Genomic DNA, 15,870 nt, shown 5'->3' with positions numbered 1-15,870 from the left:
TTTGGAGAAAATAAAAAGAAAAAAAGTTTTAAAAGAAAAATGGTGCTGGGCATAACACCCAACACCAAGTTTGTCTACAGTCTGTACGGTGTTACCCAAGTGGGTAGCACCGTATTATTTTGGGTATAGTTTTATTTTAATTCTGTACGGCGGATTACAGCATATGAGCCAATTCCAAAAAGAGCTCCGATTATGAGAAATGATAGAATTGGGAAAAACTGATTTATTGTACCATCGCTCATAAATCCTACTGCTCTCATCGTCAATTCCATAGCCTTGCTTACAATTTCATCTGAGAATACAAACTGGAACAACGCCATAACAAGAAGAATGATTCCAGATATTCCAACTCCGATCAAAAGAGAAATTGTTTTTCCAACTCTGTTGATGACTAAAATCGCTAAATAGAAAAGACTGCAAAACATCAAATATAAAGCAGTAAGCCATAACCAGTTTATAAAAATATTTCCGAATCCATAAAGGCTACTGTATAAGGTAAAATAGTTACTGTTGAAGAAATGAAGAGAGTTACCGATTATGGTATCAATAAGTGCCATTGTACCCGCCAGCAATGTAAACATACAAACAGTCGCCCCAAAAATATATTTTCGGGTATATCCATTTTGGAGCAACGCCTTGAAATCTTCTTTGTAGCCTAATACGCCTATAACACTGACAAAAACAACAGAACTGAACTCTAAAGTATTTGAGCCAGTTTCATTTCCTTTAGTACAAATTGCAACAATCGTAAAAATGAGAGCCACTATCAAATATTGGATCAAATAGAAAATTCCTATTGCCTTTACTTTAGTTAAGTATTCATATAAAACCGCAGATTTTAATTTACTCATTTTCGCCGCCACCTTTCTCTGTCATCTTGACAAACAGTTTTTGCAAATTCATTGCCGTAACTTGCAGATTGCTTCCTTGAGGTAAAGCCGTTTTTTCTCCTAATACATAGGCAATTTTCAAGCCGCCCAACTCGTCATATCCGATGACATTCTTGCCTTCACAATAATGGTCAACTTCCTGAGCCACCCCGGAAATGCTATATCCTTTTTCAAGCAGTTCCTCAACCGTTTCCTGAAGAAGAATTTTCCCTTTATCAATCAAGACAACTTCCTCAATAATATTGGAAACTTCCTCTATCAGATGTGTCGCAATAATAAGCGTCCGCTCATTGTTCTCAAATTCTTTAAGGAGCAGGCTGTAAAACAGTTCCCTGTGGTTTGCGTCAAGCCCCAGAACCGGCTCATCAAAGATTACATACGGAACATTCAGTGATAGCGCAATAATCAGCTTGAAAATGGACTGATACCCTTTCGATAACGCCTTAAACCTTTTGTTAATATCAAGATTGAACTTTTTGGAAAGTTCAAAGGCTTTATCCAGATCAAAATCGTTATAAAAACGATTTGTCCACTTGAAATGATCCTTAACCTTCAAATCTCTGTCATATAAATCCGCTTCACTCATGCAAAAAATCTTTTCGTGGACACCCATATTTTCTTTTGCAGGAATACCATCAATCAGGACTTCGCCCTGATCTGCAAAAATCCGGTTTGCGATAATATTGATAAGGGTAGATTTTCCTGCCCCGTTTCTTCCTAAAAACCCATATATTCTCCCGAACTCAAAGGAAAAAGAAATATCGTCAAGCGCTGTGACATCTTTATAGCGTTTCGTTATATTTTTAATTTGAATGGCATTCATTGTCATAACCCCTTTCTATCAAAGAAATAATATCCTCTTTAGACATTTGCAGCTTCAATGCTTCGCTTATTAAAGTCGAAACATACTGCTCATAAAACTGACTTTGCCGTTTTTGTCGAATTTTTTCGACTGCACCTTCTTTCACAAACATTCCAAGACCTCTTTTCTTGTAGATGATTCCCCCGTCAACCAGCACATTCATTCCTTTTAGAACAGTATGTGGATTGATACTGAGCAGCGCAGAAATTTCATTTGTCGATGGGATTTGTGTTTCTTCAGGAAAAGCACCAGTAAATATAGAATCTTCAAGCTGCTCTGCGATCTGAAGAAAGATCGGTTTATCTATATTCGGATTTACATTCAATCATAGCACCTCCTACACCTGCTTGTTTGTCTGTTAGTTGAGTAACTAACTATCTTACAAGCAAAGTATACCCACTGAGATTCTATTTGTCAATACCTTTTTGCGAATTTTTATGTAATTAAGCCGCCTGCATTTAAGCAAGCGGCTCGTTTTTGCCCTCCGATCAATAGGCAGGTGCACCGTAGCCGAGTATTTCGTAATACCCAACCGGATAACTATTCTGACGAACAGAATCCCCGGAGTTGCCCTCGACCGTGTAAACTCTGCCGTTTTCTACTTTTTGGACGATACCCGTATGGTCGGATAATCCGTCCTGACCGCTTTCGTCCGCCCAATCGAAGAAGATAATCATACCCGGCGTAGGCTCGGCGCTGTTATCCAGCCATTGCCCTCTGTCCTTAAACCATTGTACGCCGTTGACGCAGCCTGCGTATTTCGGAATTACACCAGCGTCAATATACCCGCATTCATTAGCGCACCACGAAACGAAGCAAGCGCACCACTCTACACGGGAATTAAAACCGTACCAAGACCAGTACGGATCGCCGCCCATTGTTCCGATTTGGGAAAGCGCAACGGTTACGATCTGATCGTCTGTCCCCGTAATCCCGTAAAGCACCTGCGACCACAGCGAATTGTTTTCATCGGCAAGCAGCTCTGCAAGATACTCTTTCTGTTCCTCGTTAAATCCATACTGCGCCGCCATCTCATCGGCGGTCTTATGGCTGACCGTGATATACAGATAGGTTTGCGTGACCGTGCTTTCCGTCTCCACGATATTTCCGTGACCGTCATCGGTTTCGGTAATGACCGTCTCGGTTTTGGTGTCGGTGCTGGAGCTTATTTCGTTCATCTCCCAAAAGATGTCCGTGAGAAGCTGCTTTTTCGATTCGTCCATCGTTGCGACCTCTTGGGGATTATCCGGATCGGTGTTGACCTTGACCGAGTATACCGCAAGCACCTCTTTCCAAACGGCACGGCTACCGCTCATTTCAAGGACATCATAGGATACCGAGCTTTTCTCCTCTTGCAGTTTGGTATTGTATTCGGTATTGATTTCCTGCACAACGGTCTGCATACTCATACCCGTGCCGGAATCCTCGCCTGAGAAAAAGATACCGAACACTGATCCGAGAAGCATACCGATCAGGCAAATCACAATAATGACCAAAACCGCTATCCAGCCGCCTGCGGCGATTGCGGCGATCAACGCTTTTGTTCCGGCGATAATCGCCTTGACCGCAAGCGCTATCGCTTTTGCGATTGCTTTCGCCGTAATAACGGCGGCACGAGCCGCCGCCCGTGCCGCCTGAACTGCCCTTTGAGAAGCCTTGACCGTAGCCTGCGCTGTTTTCTGCGCCGCCTTTGCGGTACGCTGTGCTGTCTTGACGGTCGTTTTAGCGGTGCGCTCTGCGGTTTTTACCGTTTTCTGCGCTGTTTTCGCCGAGCCTTTCCCAACCGTCTTAATCGTCTTTTTTCCTGCGGAACGGACAGACTCTTTTACTGCCTTCTTCGGCTGTTCCACCGCCTTGATACCCTGACCGACGCCTTTTCGTGGAGTTGCCGCCTGCGCCTGTTTTTGAAGCGACTGCGCCGCCCGCTTTTCCTTGAATTTCTGAATACCGTCCTTTGCCTTGACGATATTCTGCTTTGTCGCCTGAACGCCCTTGCGCCCCTGCTTGTCAAATTGGTGTACGGCTTCGTGGGAAACTCGGTCGGTACCGCTTTCCAAACGGTTGGAAGCGTATTCCTCCGCACTGCTTTCAGGGACATCAACGGAGTGTTCCGCTTTTTCTTTAGTCTGGATAAAGGTGGATTTCATACGCTCGGCGGCAACCGCCGATTTGTCAATCGTTTTGATCGTGCCTTTCGCTATATCCCTTGTCTTAATATCCGGCATAGAAAACCTCCTTTCCAAGCGCCTGTGGACGCTTTGAAGTAAAAAAAGAGGGGAAAAGGTATCAACACCTTGCCCCTCAAAGTACGAGGGCTGAAAAGCCGCTTAAATCAAGGACTTTTTACCCTCTATTTTTCGATTCTGTGCGCTTTTTCCTTGCGTACTCTGCCTGCTGCCTTTTGTATGCGATACCGGCGCATTTCTCACAATACTTTTTCCTGTTGCCACGCTTGATAATCGGAGCGCCGCAGGAAACGCACCTGTCAGGGTGCGTTCCAAGTATCTCCGCTTCCAGCGCCGGATCTGCCGGAAGTACCGCATTGCGGAAATACCTGCATAAAAACGAGTAGGATATACTCTGTACGCAGACGCAGCCTTCCCCTTCATCAAGAAGCAGGCAGTTCCCGTCATCATAATTAGCGCACAGCTTCTTTATCAGGGCATTAGCTCGGTATCTCTGCCGCCCCGTCATTTGCGGGAGCATTTGCACCACTGCTTTCTGTTACTTTTTTCGCCACAACGACAATCCTTCCGTTTGTACGGGAGTATTCACAGGTGGAAAGCGTGATCAGCTTGTCGCCGTACTCCGCCGATACGCCCGTGTCGTAAAGGGAAAGCTCTTTGCACTTATCAATATAAGCGTCAAACTCCTCCGGCGACTGAGCGTCCGTAAAGCGGTAATATTTGAAGGCTTCAGGGCTGTCGGTGTAGACAACGGTTTTGAAAACCGCAAGGATTTCATACTCATTTTTCTCTGTCAGGGTGTTAAAGGCAATCGTTTTATGTCCCCGCCAGAAATCCTCGTCCTTGAATTTTTCAAAGTCGGCGAACATCGAGCCGTTGTTCATATGATGACCGTAGATCACTAAATTGTCCGAAGGCTTTAGGACATCACAATCCTCCTGCACATACGGGCAGCCGTAAGAACTGTATTCTTTATCAAATCCACGCTTTAGATAGTAGTTCGGGTTATCCACCGTCTGCATAACTGGATAATTGATGTTCGTATCCTCCACGCAAATCCAACCGACCAAATCATTGTTTTGACGGTACAACTCGGTAAGCTCCGGCAGTATCGTCTTATCTTCCGAATAGATGATCGGCTCGGCAGGCTCGGTTTCGCTGTCCTCTACGAGCTGTACGAGGGAATCGTACAGCTGTTCCTGATGTTCCGCCTCCCTGTAATGGTCAATAATGAAATAACTGCTGACGCCGAGCAGGACGGTAAACGCCGTCATCAACGCAATACAAATCTTTTTTCTCATTGCCATATCCTTTCTGAAACAAGGGGCGGGAGCTTATGCGCTCTCGCCCGGTTTTGTTGTCATCAGCTTATACAGCTTCGTATTTTTCGGGAATTTATTTGCGAACGGCACAAGGGAACTGCCCACCTTGATAAGCCCGTGTCCGGCTTCCACATTCGTAATATACGACATCTGAAGGTCGGAGATATTTAAGAGCTTCGCCAGCTCCAGCCTGTCCGTGGAAGCCTGATTGAGCATAATGATAAACTCAGAGTTTGCGAGCATTGTCCTTGCCGTATGGCTCTGCAAAAGGTCGTCCACATTCTGCGTAATACCCGTCGCATAAGCACCGTATTTACGCACACGCTTCCAAAGGGTAAAAAGGAAGTTAGCGGAATACTCGTGCTGGAACAGCAGATAAATCTCATCAATAAAGATGAAGGTATTTCTGCCTTTCGCCCTGTTCTGCGTAATGCGGTTTAAGATAGAGTCGAGAACGACCAGCATACCGATAGGCATAAGCTGTTTGCCGAGGTCTAAAATGTCATAGCAGATCAGACGGTTATTGGTATCCACATTCGTATGCTTCGCAAAGGTGTTCAAGCTGCCGCTTGTAAACAGCTCGATGGCAAGGGCGATTTCCTTCGCCTCCGGCTCGTCCTGTTTCAGAAGCTCCGCCCTGAAATCCTGCAAGGTCGGCACTTCGCCCTGATAGTTATTCTGCTGATAGGTGCGGTACACGCTGGCGGTGCAGCGGTCGATAATGGACTTCTGCTTTGCGCCGAGGTTGCTGCCGCCGATGAGCTGCTCGCACAGGGACATAATAAACTCCGACTTCAAAATAACCGGATTCGCCCCGTCGCCGTACTCCTTCGTCATATCCATAGCGTTGATGTGATTTTGCGAAGTGGCGGAAATATGGATTACCTCGCCGCCGAGCGCCTTAACAAGCTGTGAATATTCTCGCTCCGGATCAATGATGATAACATCTGATTCCGAAGAAAGGATTACATTCTCGATTTCTCCCTTTGCAGCAAAGGACTTGCCGCCGCCGGATACGCCGAGGATAAAGGAATTACCGTTCAAAAGCTGTTTGCGGTCGGCAATAATCATATTCTTGCTGATAACATTCTGCCCGTAGTAGATACCGTTCTCGTGAAAAATATCCTGCACCCGAAACGGGATAAACACGGCGAGACTTTCGGTTGTGAGGGTACGGAAGGTATCAATCTTCCGCACGCCAAACGGCATAACCGTATTCAGCCCGTCCACCTGCTGGAATTTCAACACGCCGAACTGACAAAGGTGCTTTCTCGCCGTGGTAAGCAGCGCTTCCGTGTCGTTATCAAGCTGTTCTTTGGAATCCGCCGTATGCACAAAGGTAATCACGGCGAACATCATTCTCTGATCTCTCGTCGTTAAATCATCGAGAAATTCCTTCATTTCCTTTTTCTGCTGTTCCATATCATAGGGAACGGTCGCCGAAAAGTTATTATTGGAGTTCTGCCGCCTCTGCCAGTTGGTAATATTCGTTTCCACACCAAGCAGACGATTTTCCGCTTCCCGTACCGCTTCATCAGTCGGCACGGGTACAACATCAATCGACATCATCAGATTGCGGTTGAGATCGGTCAGCTCCGCCACCATACTGTCCTTGATATAGGATGCGTACTCACGCAAAAAAAGGACTCTCCCATAACGGTCGCCCATTTTGAAGTAGTCCTTTTCAAATTCCATTGAATCAGGGCAGATATAGTCCTTGAAGCTGTGTCCCTTTTTGCGGGTTTCCTTTATATCAAAGTGGAAAGAGGATTCCTCGCCCACACGGTAAAAGTCGTGGAAGATACGCAGCCTTTCATCGGTTTCCAGCTCCAAGCACTTGCTGCCGAGCCTGCCGAAGTGGGCGATCAGGTCAGCGCCCACACGGGCAAAATAATTCCTTGCGTCCTCAATATTCTTCTTGTTGACGGAAATCGTCATATACTTATCCTGCACGATAGCGTTTGCGCCTGTGGCTTTTTCCAAAAGGATTTTGTTATACTCCTCACGGTATTCATCAAGGCTGTCGCCTTTCATCGGGATAAGGATGTTGTTCTCAAAGTCCAATCGGTTTAAGCGGCGGTTGTTGATCGTGATTTTTGTCGTTGCGCCGGAGTCGAGGGAATTGAGCAGCTCCGAGTATTCAAGGAACATCGCTTCCTTGTCCTCACGGCTGGCAACAGCGTAGTTAATATCTGAAAATTTATAGGTCTTGGAAAACTTGTCTTTCCCGATCTGAAAAATACCGTCGTCATAAATGGCGGTAATGGGGATCACATCCTGAACGCCCTTCGGCACGACAAACTTTTCCTTTTCCTGCTTGCGGAGATTGGTAAGTGTTTTAATCATTCGATTTCATAGCCTCCTTTGCTTTTGCTTCGATACTCGGCTTGAACAGCTCGTAGTAGGTATTCGTTGAACGGAAAGTGAGCTTTTTCGGCATTAAAAACTCCGACTTGATCCACGCATAGATAAATTTCTCGGCGGTCATTCCGTTGTATTTAACAAAACCAAGAGCCGCAAAGGGTGCGGCTCCCAAAATGCACATCCACGATACGGTTTCCGTGCCGACATAGGGCTTGAGCAGAAAATAGATACCCACCGCCACCACGCAGGCGCAGGCAGAAAAAATGAACTGCCGCAGTGACAGTCCGAAAAACATCGCTTCCGTGTAATTCCTGATTTCTCTGTTGATTTTGACTTCCATTTAGGAACTCCTTTCTTTTCGTTTTTGTGCCTGCCGGATTTCATCGGCGCAGACGCACTCGTCTGCAAGACAGATAACTTTGCCTTTTCGCCGCCCTCCGTAATACAGGCAATATCTGCAATCGCAGTCCGCAAGGGTGTAGCCCTTGAATTTGTTGTATATTCGTTTCATTCTGTTCTCCTTACAGTCCCATCATCTCACGGATTATCCGGTCAGACATCCGCACCGAGCCGACCAAAACGAGCATATTAAAGAGCAGCTCGCCGATATATGACCAAACCTGCGTGACTGCCGCCGCATTGGGATCGACCACAGGCGGGGAAGAAGCGAACAGCGAGAAGATAATGCAGGCTAAAACAATCACTGCACCTTCCAAACATACGGCGCAGTAGCTTTTGATAAATGATTTCCCCACATTCTGACTCGGCTCTCCCGCAAAAGTGGAAAGCGGAATCGGGGCGAGCGCCGTATACATATATAACTTAAAAAATCTCCCGTACACCGTCATTATGAGCAGGAATGACATTACTGTGATAAACAAGCCGCCGATGAGCGTAACCGCCCATAACGGGATACTCTCGAAAAAGCCGCAGCTTTCTATGGTGTCAATCATTTCCTGCGGCAGAGTGGTCTGCTGTGCGGAAGTAAAGCCTGCGGCGGTCATAATCGTGCCGATTGTACCCTGCACGATATTGAACAGGGCAAGCATTAGCTCCATACCGTAAGTGATACCCGCCTTTGCAAGCGCAAATCGGATAAAGAGCTTGACAGCGTGTTCCGGTTTCTTGACATCACTGAAGCTGCCGCAGGTGCGTACCATACCGACCACAAAAAACAGCACCAAAAGCGCAAGACCAATCGCCTGCACAGCGCCGTTGATATTGACAATGACCGCCCATATCCCACCGCCTTTGAAGCTCTGCGGCGTAGTTGTGATGAGCTGCCATATCTCAGCGAGTTTTTCATTCCAAGTTTCGAGGGCATTCTGGAGATTCTGAACTACCCAGTTATCACTCAATTTCGTAGCACCTCCTTAAAAAGAAAAATGGGGCGTCCCTGAATTGTTTTTCAGGAACGCCCCTGAGCGTCGTTTGCGTAAAGGATTAGCCCGTAATCAGAGTGAGGATTTCTTTCGCAAAAACGATAATGATACCGCCCGCCAGCGTCAGAAATCCGTTTGCACGCTGCGAAGGATCGTGGGATTTCAGGGAAAGTCCTACCTGAACGATACCAAAACCGAGCAGGATCAGACCAATCGCACGGATAAAGCCGAAGATGAAATCGGACAGGTTGTTGACAACGGTAAGCGGATCGCCTGCGGCGAAAGCCGTTGTAGACATCGCAAAAACAGCAGTCAGGCTTAAAACCGCCGCACAGTAATAACGAAAGCCTTTCTTTACCTTTCCGGTCATCGGCAGTTTGCGGGTTTCTTTCTTCTGCGTCTTATGAAAAATATTCATTCTGTTTTCCTCCAATCAATTTGATAAGTTCTCAAAGTCCTCATCGGACAACAGCTCGTAAGTCGTTTCCGAAAGCTCCATTTCGGGAACGCTGTCGAGATCAACATACAGGGTTTCAATGGTCGCCACATTTTTTGTGACTTCGCCGTGCTGATACACGCCGCCTTTCCCGTCTGCGGTATACGCCACATTCGGGTGCTTCAAAATGTCGTACTTCAAATCCATTACCGGAAGCTCGCCACGGATAAACAAAATAGCGTAGCGGTTGTCGAGCATTCTCACTTCATCAGGGGTAAGCAGCTCACGACCGGAAATCTGATAATTGGTCGAGTAGTTTCCGCTCCGCCCCTCGCTTTTCCCGTAGGTGTTCGTATCAATCGTTTCCTTGCCTAAAAGCTCGGACACATACTTGTGCGTACTCTGCTCATTGCCGCCGAGATAGAGAAATTCATCGCAGTTGCCTACGATGGATTCCCATTGCTTTTCAAAAAGGGCTTTGAGCTGTGCCAGATTTTGCAGGATAATGGATACTGATACGCCTCTTGAACGCATAACGGAAAGTATCTTGTCAAAATCGTCAGGCAGCGAAACATTCGCAAATTCGTCCATCAAAAAATGGACAGGTATCGGCAGACTGCCGCCGTGGATATGGTCGGCGGAGTAAAAAAGCTGCTGGAAAAGCTGTGTGTAGAGGATACTGACGAGGAAATTGAAGCTCGAATCATTATCCGGTATCAGCGCAAACAGCGCCGTTTTCTTCTCGCCCATTGAAGCAAGGTCAAGCTCATCAGCGGAAGTCAGCGCCGCTAAGCTTTCAAGATTGAATTTCTCCAATCTTGCGGCAAGGGTAATCTGAATGGATTTCAAGGTCTTTGCCGAGCCGGAGTGGTAGGAACGATAGTATTTCAATGCAATATGGTCGGGATTATCCATTTCCAAATCGGCAAACAGATTGTCGAGGGGAGAAGGGCGGTTGTCCTCCTCGTCCTCAATCGCCGCCGCCCTGAGCATTTCCATTACCATCGCAAAATTCTGTTCCTCCTCCGGCGCTTCGTAGTGCAAATAAAAAATAAGGGCGAGTAAAAGCATACTCGCCGCAGTATCCCAAAAAGGATCGTTGGACTGTGAGCCTTTCGGGGTGGTACTCTTAAAAAGATTGGTCACAAGGCGCTGAATATCGTTGTCGTTCCTGAGATAGACAAACGGGTTGTAGCAATGGCTTTTCTCCATTGAAATCAAGTCCAGCACCTTGATCTCATAGCCTGCTTTTTCAAGCAGATTGCCGACATCACGCAGAATTTCCCCTTTTGGATCTAAAATTACCTGAGAGGAATTGCTTGTCTGCATTAAATTCGGCTTGCAATAGAATCTTGTCTTGCCTGCGCCGGAGCCGCCGCACACCAGAGTATTCAGATTCCTCCGGTGCTTTTTCGCATTGAGTCCGATTCGGACATTCTGCGTCATCAGCTTATTTTCCGAGGGCGGGCTTTGACGGTACTTTTTATCAATGGCTTTTGCGCTGCCCCATTTCGCTGAGCCGTGTTCCTCACGCCTGCGGTAGTTCCTCCGTGTGGACAAATAAATTCCAATCCCCATTCCGTAGAGCAAAAGCAAAACGAGGACAGTTTTTAAGCTGTCCCCGCAAAGCTCGATATGGAACGGATCATTGAATGCCGTCAAAAGGCTCGGCAGTATCTCCGGCAGACCGCCCTTGACGGACGGCGCTATCAATAAGCCGAGCCACACAACGGGAAGAATCCCAATAACCGCAAGGATAATCGCAGACTGCTTGTTGCTATCTCGATTCACGGCAGGATTCCTTTTCTACCACTTTGAACTTGCGTCTTGGGGCGTGACCGATTTTAATAATCAGATCGTCTACGGCGTCGGTGGACTTGCCCTCTTTTTTGAGGTCGGTCTTTTTATCGTTCAGGGAACGGATCACAACGCCGTGTTCATAATCGTCCAAAGCGATATGGTAGAGTTCTTCTTTCATCGCAGCTACCTCCGGTTATCTCTCCTGTTCCTTTGAGCGCTCCGCCCGCTGGCGGTACAGCTCGTCGGAAACACGGGCGGTAATTTCCTTAAACGCCTTCTGCGTCTTGCCGAGTTCAGCTTTAATTTCTTTCGGCTCTTTGTTTTTCAGTTCGTCGGGGATACGGTCGATAGCGAAATTCTGCGTATCGACTCCGTATTTCTTGCAGAGCATATACCCAATGCACACCGCCTGAAATCCCATATCCCTGCGGCTGTATACCTCGCTGTTCATAGAAAGCTCGGCGTGACCGAGTTCCTGAGCGACGCACTGGCAGAGGGCAACGCTGTCGCCGATGTCCCGCTTCACATAAAGCGTCTGATCTTCATTTTTATAGAAAGCGCCCATATCGGGATAAGGCAGCTCATTGGTGCTTTCAATATTGATTGGGGCGCTGTCGAGCATAACCGCCACCAACTTTCTCGGATCACGGTTAGCGGTCGGGGCGGCAGGGCGCTTGCCGTTGGTCTGTGAAACATCCAGCACTCTTTTCAAATTGAAATCAATGCCGATTGTCCCGTCCTTCTTGGTGTACTCGTAGGGATCAAGGATAATAAAGGTCTTGGAGCCTTTATTGACCTTTACACCGTCCGCCGTCCAATCGCCAAATTCCTTGATTTGACTTGCCTGCGGGAATTGCTTATACATCAGCAACGCATTGTTCGCTGTGTACCTGTCCATACGGCTCTGCACATCAAGGTAGGCTTTGAATTTTTCCGGCGACTGCACCACTTCCGAAGCGGTATTGTCGAGCAGTTGATAAATGGCTTCTTTCTCCGCCTTTTTCTTGGCGGCGTATTCCTCCGGCGAAAGTCTCGGCGGTCTTGCGCCGCTGCTTTGCTTATTCTTAAAATCGTTGGTCATATCTTTTTACCTCTCTTTTGATAGATTTGATTTTTGCGGGTGCGGGACGCTAATCTGCCCCAACGCCTGTGCTGTGCGGTTTTCTTCTTTGGAAGCGGTCGGCTCGCTGCGCTCTGTTCCTTTTTCTGCTTTCGCCGCCGCCCTATATCTGCTGAGATTTTCTTTTACAGACGATTTCACACGGGAAACTCTGAGCTTATCCGCCGTATCCATCGCCTTTTGCTCCAAAGACGCAAATCCTTTCTGCGCTTTTTCAAATAAACGGGACAACCTTGATAATACGCCTTTATCACTCTTGGAATGTTCCGCTTCCTTTGCGGCTTTTCCCATAAACAGCAGCCCCATATTTTTCAAATGCCCCTTTGCGCCCTGAAGCTCCGTCTGCATAGCGGACAGTTTTCTTGTATCCTGCGCCATATCCTTTGACAGTTTACCGAACATCGAGGACAGCTTATCCAGCGCTTCGGGGATTTTCATTGCCCTGACCGACTCAGCAATGGCGTCCCTGCCTTTTTCCCGGAACGCCCGCACAGCGTTTCCGGCTGACTGGATCAGATTATCCTTCATCTTTTTGACTGCGGAAAATCCCTGACGGATTTTGCTCTCCGTTTTTTCCACAAGGGTATGGCACTTGCTCCGCAGCGTGTTGTTGTGGATCAGATTGATTTCACGGCGCATATCCTGAAGCTCGCCGAGCATTCCTGTCAGCGTTTCTTCCATACCGCCGATATAACTTACCAGCGACTGCACCTCGTTTTTCTCTTTCATCAAGCCGTTTTTATCGAGCGTGTCTAAAAGTTCCACGATCTGCGGGTGTTCCTTTAGTTGATCCATTTCGCTCACCTCTCTTTCGACTTCTTGGATTTCTTCGGCTGCCTGTGAACGGTTTGCCGATTGGCTTCAGGGGTTTTCGGCTTCTCTTTGGAAGCCTCCGGCACAGTACGCTCTGCTTCCTTTTCCGCTTTGGCAGCCGCCTTGTATCGGTCGAGCTTTTCCTTGACCGAAGGCTTCTTATCCGCTGCCTTTGCGACACCCTTATCAGTGTGCGTACCTGTCGTTTCTAAGTCTCGCTCGGACAGAGGGCTTTTGTCCGTCTTTGCGACCGAGGGGTTTTGGTGGGAATTTCCCTCCTTCTGCATTGGCTTTCCCATCGCTTCCTCCACGATGATCTCGCCCCTTGATTTCGTAGGCACTTCATTGGCAACCGCTTCACGGTCTGCCACATCTTTTTCCGCTTCGGAAACAATGGAAGCCTTATCGACTTTACCAAGTTCAAAGCGGTCGGAAATACGCTGGATTTTCGCAGCGTCCTCCGCACGGGCGATAATATCGACCATCGCCGTATCGCTCTTGGTATTTTTATCACGCAGAACGCAGTAAAGGACGCCGTATCGTTTTGCCTGTTCGGTAAACTTCGGCAGGTCTTTCTGCTGGAACGAAAAGACCTTCAGTTCCTTGCCGGACTTAATCATATTGGTAAGCCGTGCTTTCCCCCGTGTCTTATTCGACTGGCTGATCTCCTGCTTCAGCACGGAAGCTAACAGAATAGCGATATTCTTCGCCGCCGAGCCTGTGAGCCGGACAGCCACTTCAAATCCTTCAAGCGACAGCCTGACGATTTGTTCTGCTGCGTCACCGCCGTTGTTCATAGTTTCGGGACTCCTTTCTTTGAGATTTTTCTTCCTCTGCTTTCACTTGCGAAAGGGTATCGGCAATTACGCCTGACCGCTTCGCAATCCCGTCGCAGAGCTTTACTTCTTTGCGAAGCTCTTTCAAGCGTTCGGAGATAGCTGAAATTTTCATCTTTGCCGCCGACAGCCGTTCATCTGATATATCTACCTTTCGTATTTCATTTCGGAGATGTGTTCTGTCGGCGGTAAGGGTTTTGATTTCGTCCTCAACCGACCGCTTATATGAAAAAAGCTGCTCGTCCGTACCGATCTGGTGCTTGCCGAGCAGCGTTACCTGTTTGGTGAGTTCGTCCATCTTCATCAGATCGTCTTTGAGAAGATAGTGAAGCCTCGCCGTATTCTGTTGTTTCTGATTGTGCTTCGGAAGGTAGCCGAGCCGATAGCAGTAGTAGAGATACAAGCCATACAGACCGCCGACCTTTTGGATTTTGCTTTCTCTTGTGGGCAGGCGGTACTGCCGGACAATATAGGTCTTTGGCTGGAACGGCTTGAACACAATATTATCCCGATTAGCAATCAGCCTTTCAAGGATTTTCTCTTTGGTGTATTCCTCGCCGAGCCGGTAAGTCCGTATCGGCTTTTCGCTGCCCTTGGGTGTAACCGTCGCATACTTGCGGTTGGGACTGAAATTTGAGTGGTAGCCCATCACGCCCAGTTCATATTGGAACTGCCGCAGGTTGCGGCTCATCGCAATCGCCTCGTCAATCGCTTTTTTTGCGTTGTTGTATCGGGTAGGCATACCCGCCTCGTCCTTCATCGTAAGATAGGCGGGCGATCTGTGCAGCTCCGGCTTTTCTACAATGGACAGCTTATGTTCCAAGCAGATCTCATCGGCGATATGGCGGAAGTAGTACCAAGACTTTTCTTTGTCTTTCAGCCGCTTCCCATCGGCAAAGGAAACGGAGTTGATGACAAAATGGCAGTGGAGATGTTTCGTGTTCAGATGGGTAGTAACGACCACCTGAAACCGCTTGCCCCACATCTTTCTTGCAAACTCCATTCCGATCTGCTGCGCCTGTTCGGGCGTGACCTCGTTTTCCTTAAAGCTTAGATACCCGTGATACGCCTGAATCCCGTCCGTCTTGCCGAACTGTTCCTTGACGGTAATGAACTGGTCACGAGCCATCGCCACATTGCAGTTGATCCCGTCACAGAAAAACTCGTGTTCCGTTTTCTCCTCGTCCTTCGCATAGGCAAGCACATCTTTGAGCGCCTGATAATCTTCGGCAGAATATTCGGGGTTGGCGGTCTTTTCAGGATTGGTCGTATAGTCCAGTACCTGACCGAGCCGGACGCTTACCTTCCAAAGCTTTGTTACTGCCATTTCAATCCGCTTTTTTCAGGGCGCAGAAATTCACGCTCAATCGCCGCCTGAAACTTGTGCCACCTCAGCGCCTCGTTCTTCAGCATTTGCGAATCCACAAAGCCGAGGGCGTTCGCTTTAATGGCGAGCTGATTGATGTTGTTGCCGATAGCGGAAAGCTCCCGCATAGCGTCATAAAATCTCTCGTCCGGTTTTTCTCTCGGCTCATAGCCACGAAGCAGCAGTCGAATCAGCGCCGCTTCGGTCAGGCAGGCTTTCTTTGCTTTCTTCTGCAAGTCCTGTGCTTCCGCCTTTGAAAACCAAAACTGTTTTTTGACTGTTCGTTTCACAGTTCCTCGTCCTCCTTTCGGATATTTGGTGTGCGGCTGATTCGGTTGATCTGCATAAGACACATAATCATTACGCCGATAACGCCACCGAGCAGGAAGCCTATCATAAAGAATAGAAATTCGTGCATAGTCAAAATCCTTTCCTGTATTGGGGTATTAGGGGCAGCCCCTAACGAGCTTTTACTGTTTTTGCCCGATAGGAG

19 protein-coding genes are annotated in these 15,870 nt (G+C 47.8%); all 19 read right to left on the bottom strand.

Annotated features, from left to right (window positions below; all coding sequences use genetic code 11):
- Positions 1-131: 131 nt before the first annotated feature.
- The 19 genes from G5B11_RS13990 to G5B11_RS13900 all read right to left on the bottom strand — a co-directional run bounded on the left by G5B11_RS13990 (position 132) and on the right by G5B11_RS13900 (position 15,795).
- On the bottom strand, positions 132-851 hold the full coding sequence (locus G5B11_RS13990) for a hypothetical protein (protein WP_173728728.1): 720 nt from the start codon (positions 849-851) through the stop codon (positions 132-134).
- Complete coding sequence (locus G5B11_RS13985) at positions 844-1,713, bottom strand: ABC transporter ATP-binding protein (protein ID WP_173728726.1); 870 nt, start codon at positions 1,711-1,713, stop codon at positions 844-846. Before G5B11_RS13985 ends, G5B11_RS13990 begins: the two co-directional genes overlap by 8 nt.
- Positions 1,694-2,077, bottom strand: a complete 384-nt coding sequence (locus G5B11_RS13980) for a GntR family transcriptional regulator (protein WP_155219444.1) — start codon at positions 2,075-2,077, stop codon at positions 1,694-1,696. The genes G5B11_RS13985 and G5B11_RS13980 overlap by 20 nt, the downstream gene beginning before the upstream one ends.
- 163 nt (positions 2,078-2,240) lie before the next feature.
- Complete coding sequence (locus G5B11_RS13975) at positions 2,241-3,977, bottom strand: CHAP domain-containing protein (RefSeq protein WP_173728724.1); 1,737 nt, start codon at positions 3,975-3,977, stop codon at positions 2,241-2,243.
- 118 nt (positions 3,978-4,095) lie between these two features.
- Positions 4,096-4,458: a cysteine-rich VLP domain-containing protein gene (locus G5B11_RS13970; protein WP_244093018.1), complete on the bottom strand. Its 363-nt coding sequence runs from the start codon at positions 4,456-4,458 to the stop codon at positions 4,096-4,098.
- A complete protein-coding gene (gene srtB / locus G5B11_RS13965; RefSeq protein WP_022278663.1) occupies positions 4,418-5,239 on the bottom strand; it encodes a class B sortase in 822 nt (273 codons plus the stop codon). Before srtB ends, G5B11_RS13970 begins: the two co-directional genes overlap by 41 nt.
- A 33-nt stretch (positions 5,240-5,272) precedes the next feature.
- Positions 5,273-7,606, bottom strand: a complete 2,334-nt coding sequence (locus G5B11_RS13960; protein ID WP_173728720.1) for a VirB4-like conjugal transfer ATPase, CD1110 family — start codon at positions 7,604-7,606, stop codon at positions 5,273-5,275.
- Positions 7,599-7,964, bottom strand: coding sequence for a PrgI family protein (locus G5B11_RS13955; protein ID WP_055194921.1), 366 nt, complete (start codon positions 7,962-7,964; stop codon positions 7,599-7,601). The genes G5B11_RS13960 and G5B11_RS13955 overlap by 8 nt, the downstream gene beginning before the upstream one ends.
- Positions 7,965-8,135 carry a hypothetical protein gene (locus tag G5B11_RS13950; protein WP_173728718.1) on the bottom strand — a complete coding sequence of 57 codons (171 nt, stop codon included), beginning with the start codon at positions 8,133-8,135 and terminating at the stop codon, positions 7,965-7,967.
- A gap of 10 nt (positions 8,136-8,145) precedes the next feature.
- Entirely contained in the window at positions 8,146-8,982 is an 837-nt protein-coding gene (locus G5B11_RS13945) for a hypothetical protein (protein WP_055194923.1), read from the bottom strand.
- 85 nt (positions 8,983-9,067) lie between these two features.
- Positions 9,068-9,424, bottom strand: coding sequence for a TrbC/VirB2 family protein (locus G5B11_RS13940; protein ID WP_173728716.1), 357 nt, complete (start codon positions 9,422-9,424; stop codon positions 9,068-9,070).
- A gap of 15 nt (positions 9,425-9,439) precedes the next feature.
- Complete coding sequence (locus G5B11_RS13935) at positions 9,440-11,233, bottom strand: VirD4-like conjugal transfer protein, CD1115 family (RefSeq protein ID WP_022278668.1); 1,794 nt, start codon at positions 11,231-11,233, stop codon at positions 9,440-9,442.
- A complete protein-coding gene (locus G5B11_RS13930; RefSeq protein WP_022278669.1) occupies positions 11,220-11,420 on the bottom strand; it encodes a hypothetical protein in 201 nt (66 codons plus the stop codon). Before G5B11_RS13930 ends, G5B11_RS13935 begins: the two co-directional genes overlap by 14 nt.
- A 15-nt stretch (positions 11,421-11,435) precedes the next feature.
- Positions 11,436-12,323 (bottom strand): LtrC-like protein, encoded by an 888-nt coding sequence (locus G5B11_RS13925; protein WP_173728714.1) that lies wholly within the window; start codon positions 12,321-12,323, stop codon positions 11,436-11,438.
- Positions 12,324-12,329: 6 nt separating this feature from the next.
- Positions 12,330-13,157 carry a DUF6674 family protein gene (locus G5B11_RS13920; protein WP_173728712.1) on the bottom strand — a complete coding sequence of 276 codons (828 nt, stop codon included), beginning with the start codon at positions 13,155-13,157 and terminating at the stop codon, positions 12,330-12,332.
- Between the two features lie 5 nt (positions 13,158-13,162).
- Positions 13,163-13,972 (bottom strand): PcfB family protein, encoded by an 810-nt coding sequence (locus tag G5B11_RS13915; RefSeq protein WP_173728710.1) that lies wholly within the window; start codon positions 13,970-13,972, stop codon positions 13,163-13,165.
- The gene (locus G5B11_RS13910) at positions 13,956-15,338 is read right to left on the bottom strand and encodes a relaxase/mobilization nuclease domain-containing protein (protein ID WP_173728708.1); all 1,383 of its coding nucleotides are present in this window, start codon (positions 15,336-15,338) and stop codon (positions 13,956-13,958) included. Before G5B11_RS13910 ends, G5B11_RS13915 begins: the two co-directional genes overlap by 17 nt.
- Positions 15,329-15,667, bottom strand: coding sequence for a plasmid mobilization protein (locus tag G5B11_RS13905; RefSeq protein ID WP_055194935.1), 339 nt, complete (start codon positions 15,665-15,667; stop codon positions 15,329-15,331). The genes G5B11_RS13910 and G5B11_RS13905 overlap by 10 nt, the downstream gene beginning before the upstream one ends.
- A complete protein-coding gene (locus tag G5B11_RS13900; RefSeq protein WP_082425124.1) occupies positions 15,664-15,795 on the bottom strand; it encodes a DUF3789 domain-containing protein in 132 nt (43 codons plus the stop codon). Before G5B11_RS13900 ends, G5B11_RS13905 begins: the two co-directional genes overlap by 4 nt.
- Positions 15,796-15,870: the final 75 nt, after the last annotated feature.

Source organism: Blautia glucerasea, assembly GCF_013304385.1.
GTDB classification, from domain to species: Bacteria; Bacillota; Clostridia; order Lachnospirales; family Lachnospiraceae; genus Blautia_A; species Blautia_A ammoniilytica.
The sequence above is the reverse complement of the archived record's forward strand: the minus strand, read 5'-3'. Positions and strand labels throughout refer to the sequence as shown.

Bases quoted from the DNA above. Each gene is read 5' to 3' on its own strand.
- srtB (WP_022278663.1), bottom strand. From the start codon at position 5,239: ATGAGAAAAAAGATTTGTATTGCGTTGATGACGGCGTTTACCGTCCTG.
- G5B11_RS13915 (WP_173728710.1), bottom strand. From the start codon at position 13,972: ATGAACAACGGCGGTGACGCAGCAGAACAAATCGTCAGGCTGTCGCTT.
- G5B11_RS13910 (WP_173728708.1), bottom strand. From the start codon at position 15,338: ATGGCAGTAACAAAGCTTTGGAAGGTAAGCGTCCGGCTCGGTCAGGTA.
- G5B11_RS13920 (WP_173728712.1), bottom strand. From the start codon at position 13,157: ATGGATCAACTAAAGGAACACCCGCAGATCGTGGAACTTTTAGACACG.
- G5B11_RS13960 (WP_173728720.1), bottom strand. From the start codon at position 7,606: ATGATTAAAACACTTACCAATCTCCGCAAGCAGGAAAAGGAAAAGTTT.
- G5B11_RS13940 (WP_173728716.1), bottom strand. From the start codon at position 9,424: ATGAATATTTTTCATAAGACGCAGAAGAAAGAAACCCGCAAACTGCCG.
- G5B11_RS13990 (WP_173728728.1), bottom strand. From the start codon at position 851: ATGAGTAAATTAAAATCTGCGGTTTTATATGAATACTTAACTAAAGTA.
- G5B11_RS13975 (WP_173728724.1), bottom strand. From the start codon at position 3,977: ATGCCGGATATTAAGACAAGGGATATAGCGAAAGGCACGATCAAAACG.
- G5B11_RS13985 (WP_173728726.1), bottom strand. From the start codon at position 1,713: ATGAATGCCATTCAAATTAAAAATATAACGAAACGCTATAAAGATGTC.
- G5B11_RS13955 (WP_055194921.1), bottom strand. From the start codon at position 7,964: ATGGAAGTCAAAATCAACAGAGAAATCAGGAATTACACGGAAGCGATG.
- G5B11_RS13930 (WP_022278669.1), bottom strand. From the start codon at position 11,420: ATGAAAGAAGAACTCTACCATATCGCTTTGGACGATTATGAACACGGC.
- G5B11_RS13900 (WP_082425124.1), bottom strand. From the start codon at position 15,795: ATGCACGAATTTCTATTCTTTATGATAGGCTTCCTGCTCGGTGGCGTT.
- G5B11_RS13970 (WP_244093018.1), bottom strand. From the start codon at position 4,458: ATGCTCCCGCAAATGACGGGGCGGCAGAGATACCGAGCTAATGCCCTG.
- G5B11_RS13950 (WP_173728718.1), bottom strand. From the start codon at position 8,135: ATGAAACGAATATACAACAAATTCAAGGGCTACACCCTTGCGGACTGC.
- G5B11_RS13925 (WP_173728714.1), bottom strand. From the start codon at position 12,323: ATGACCAACGATTTTAAGAATAAGCAAAGCAGCGGCGCAAGACCGCCG.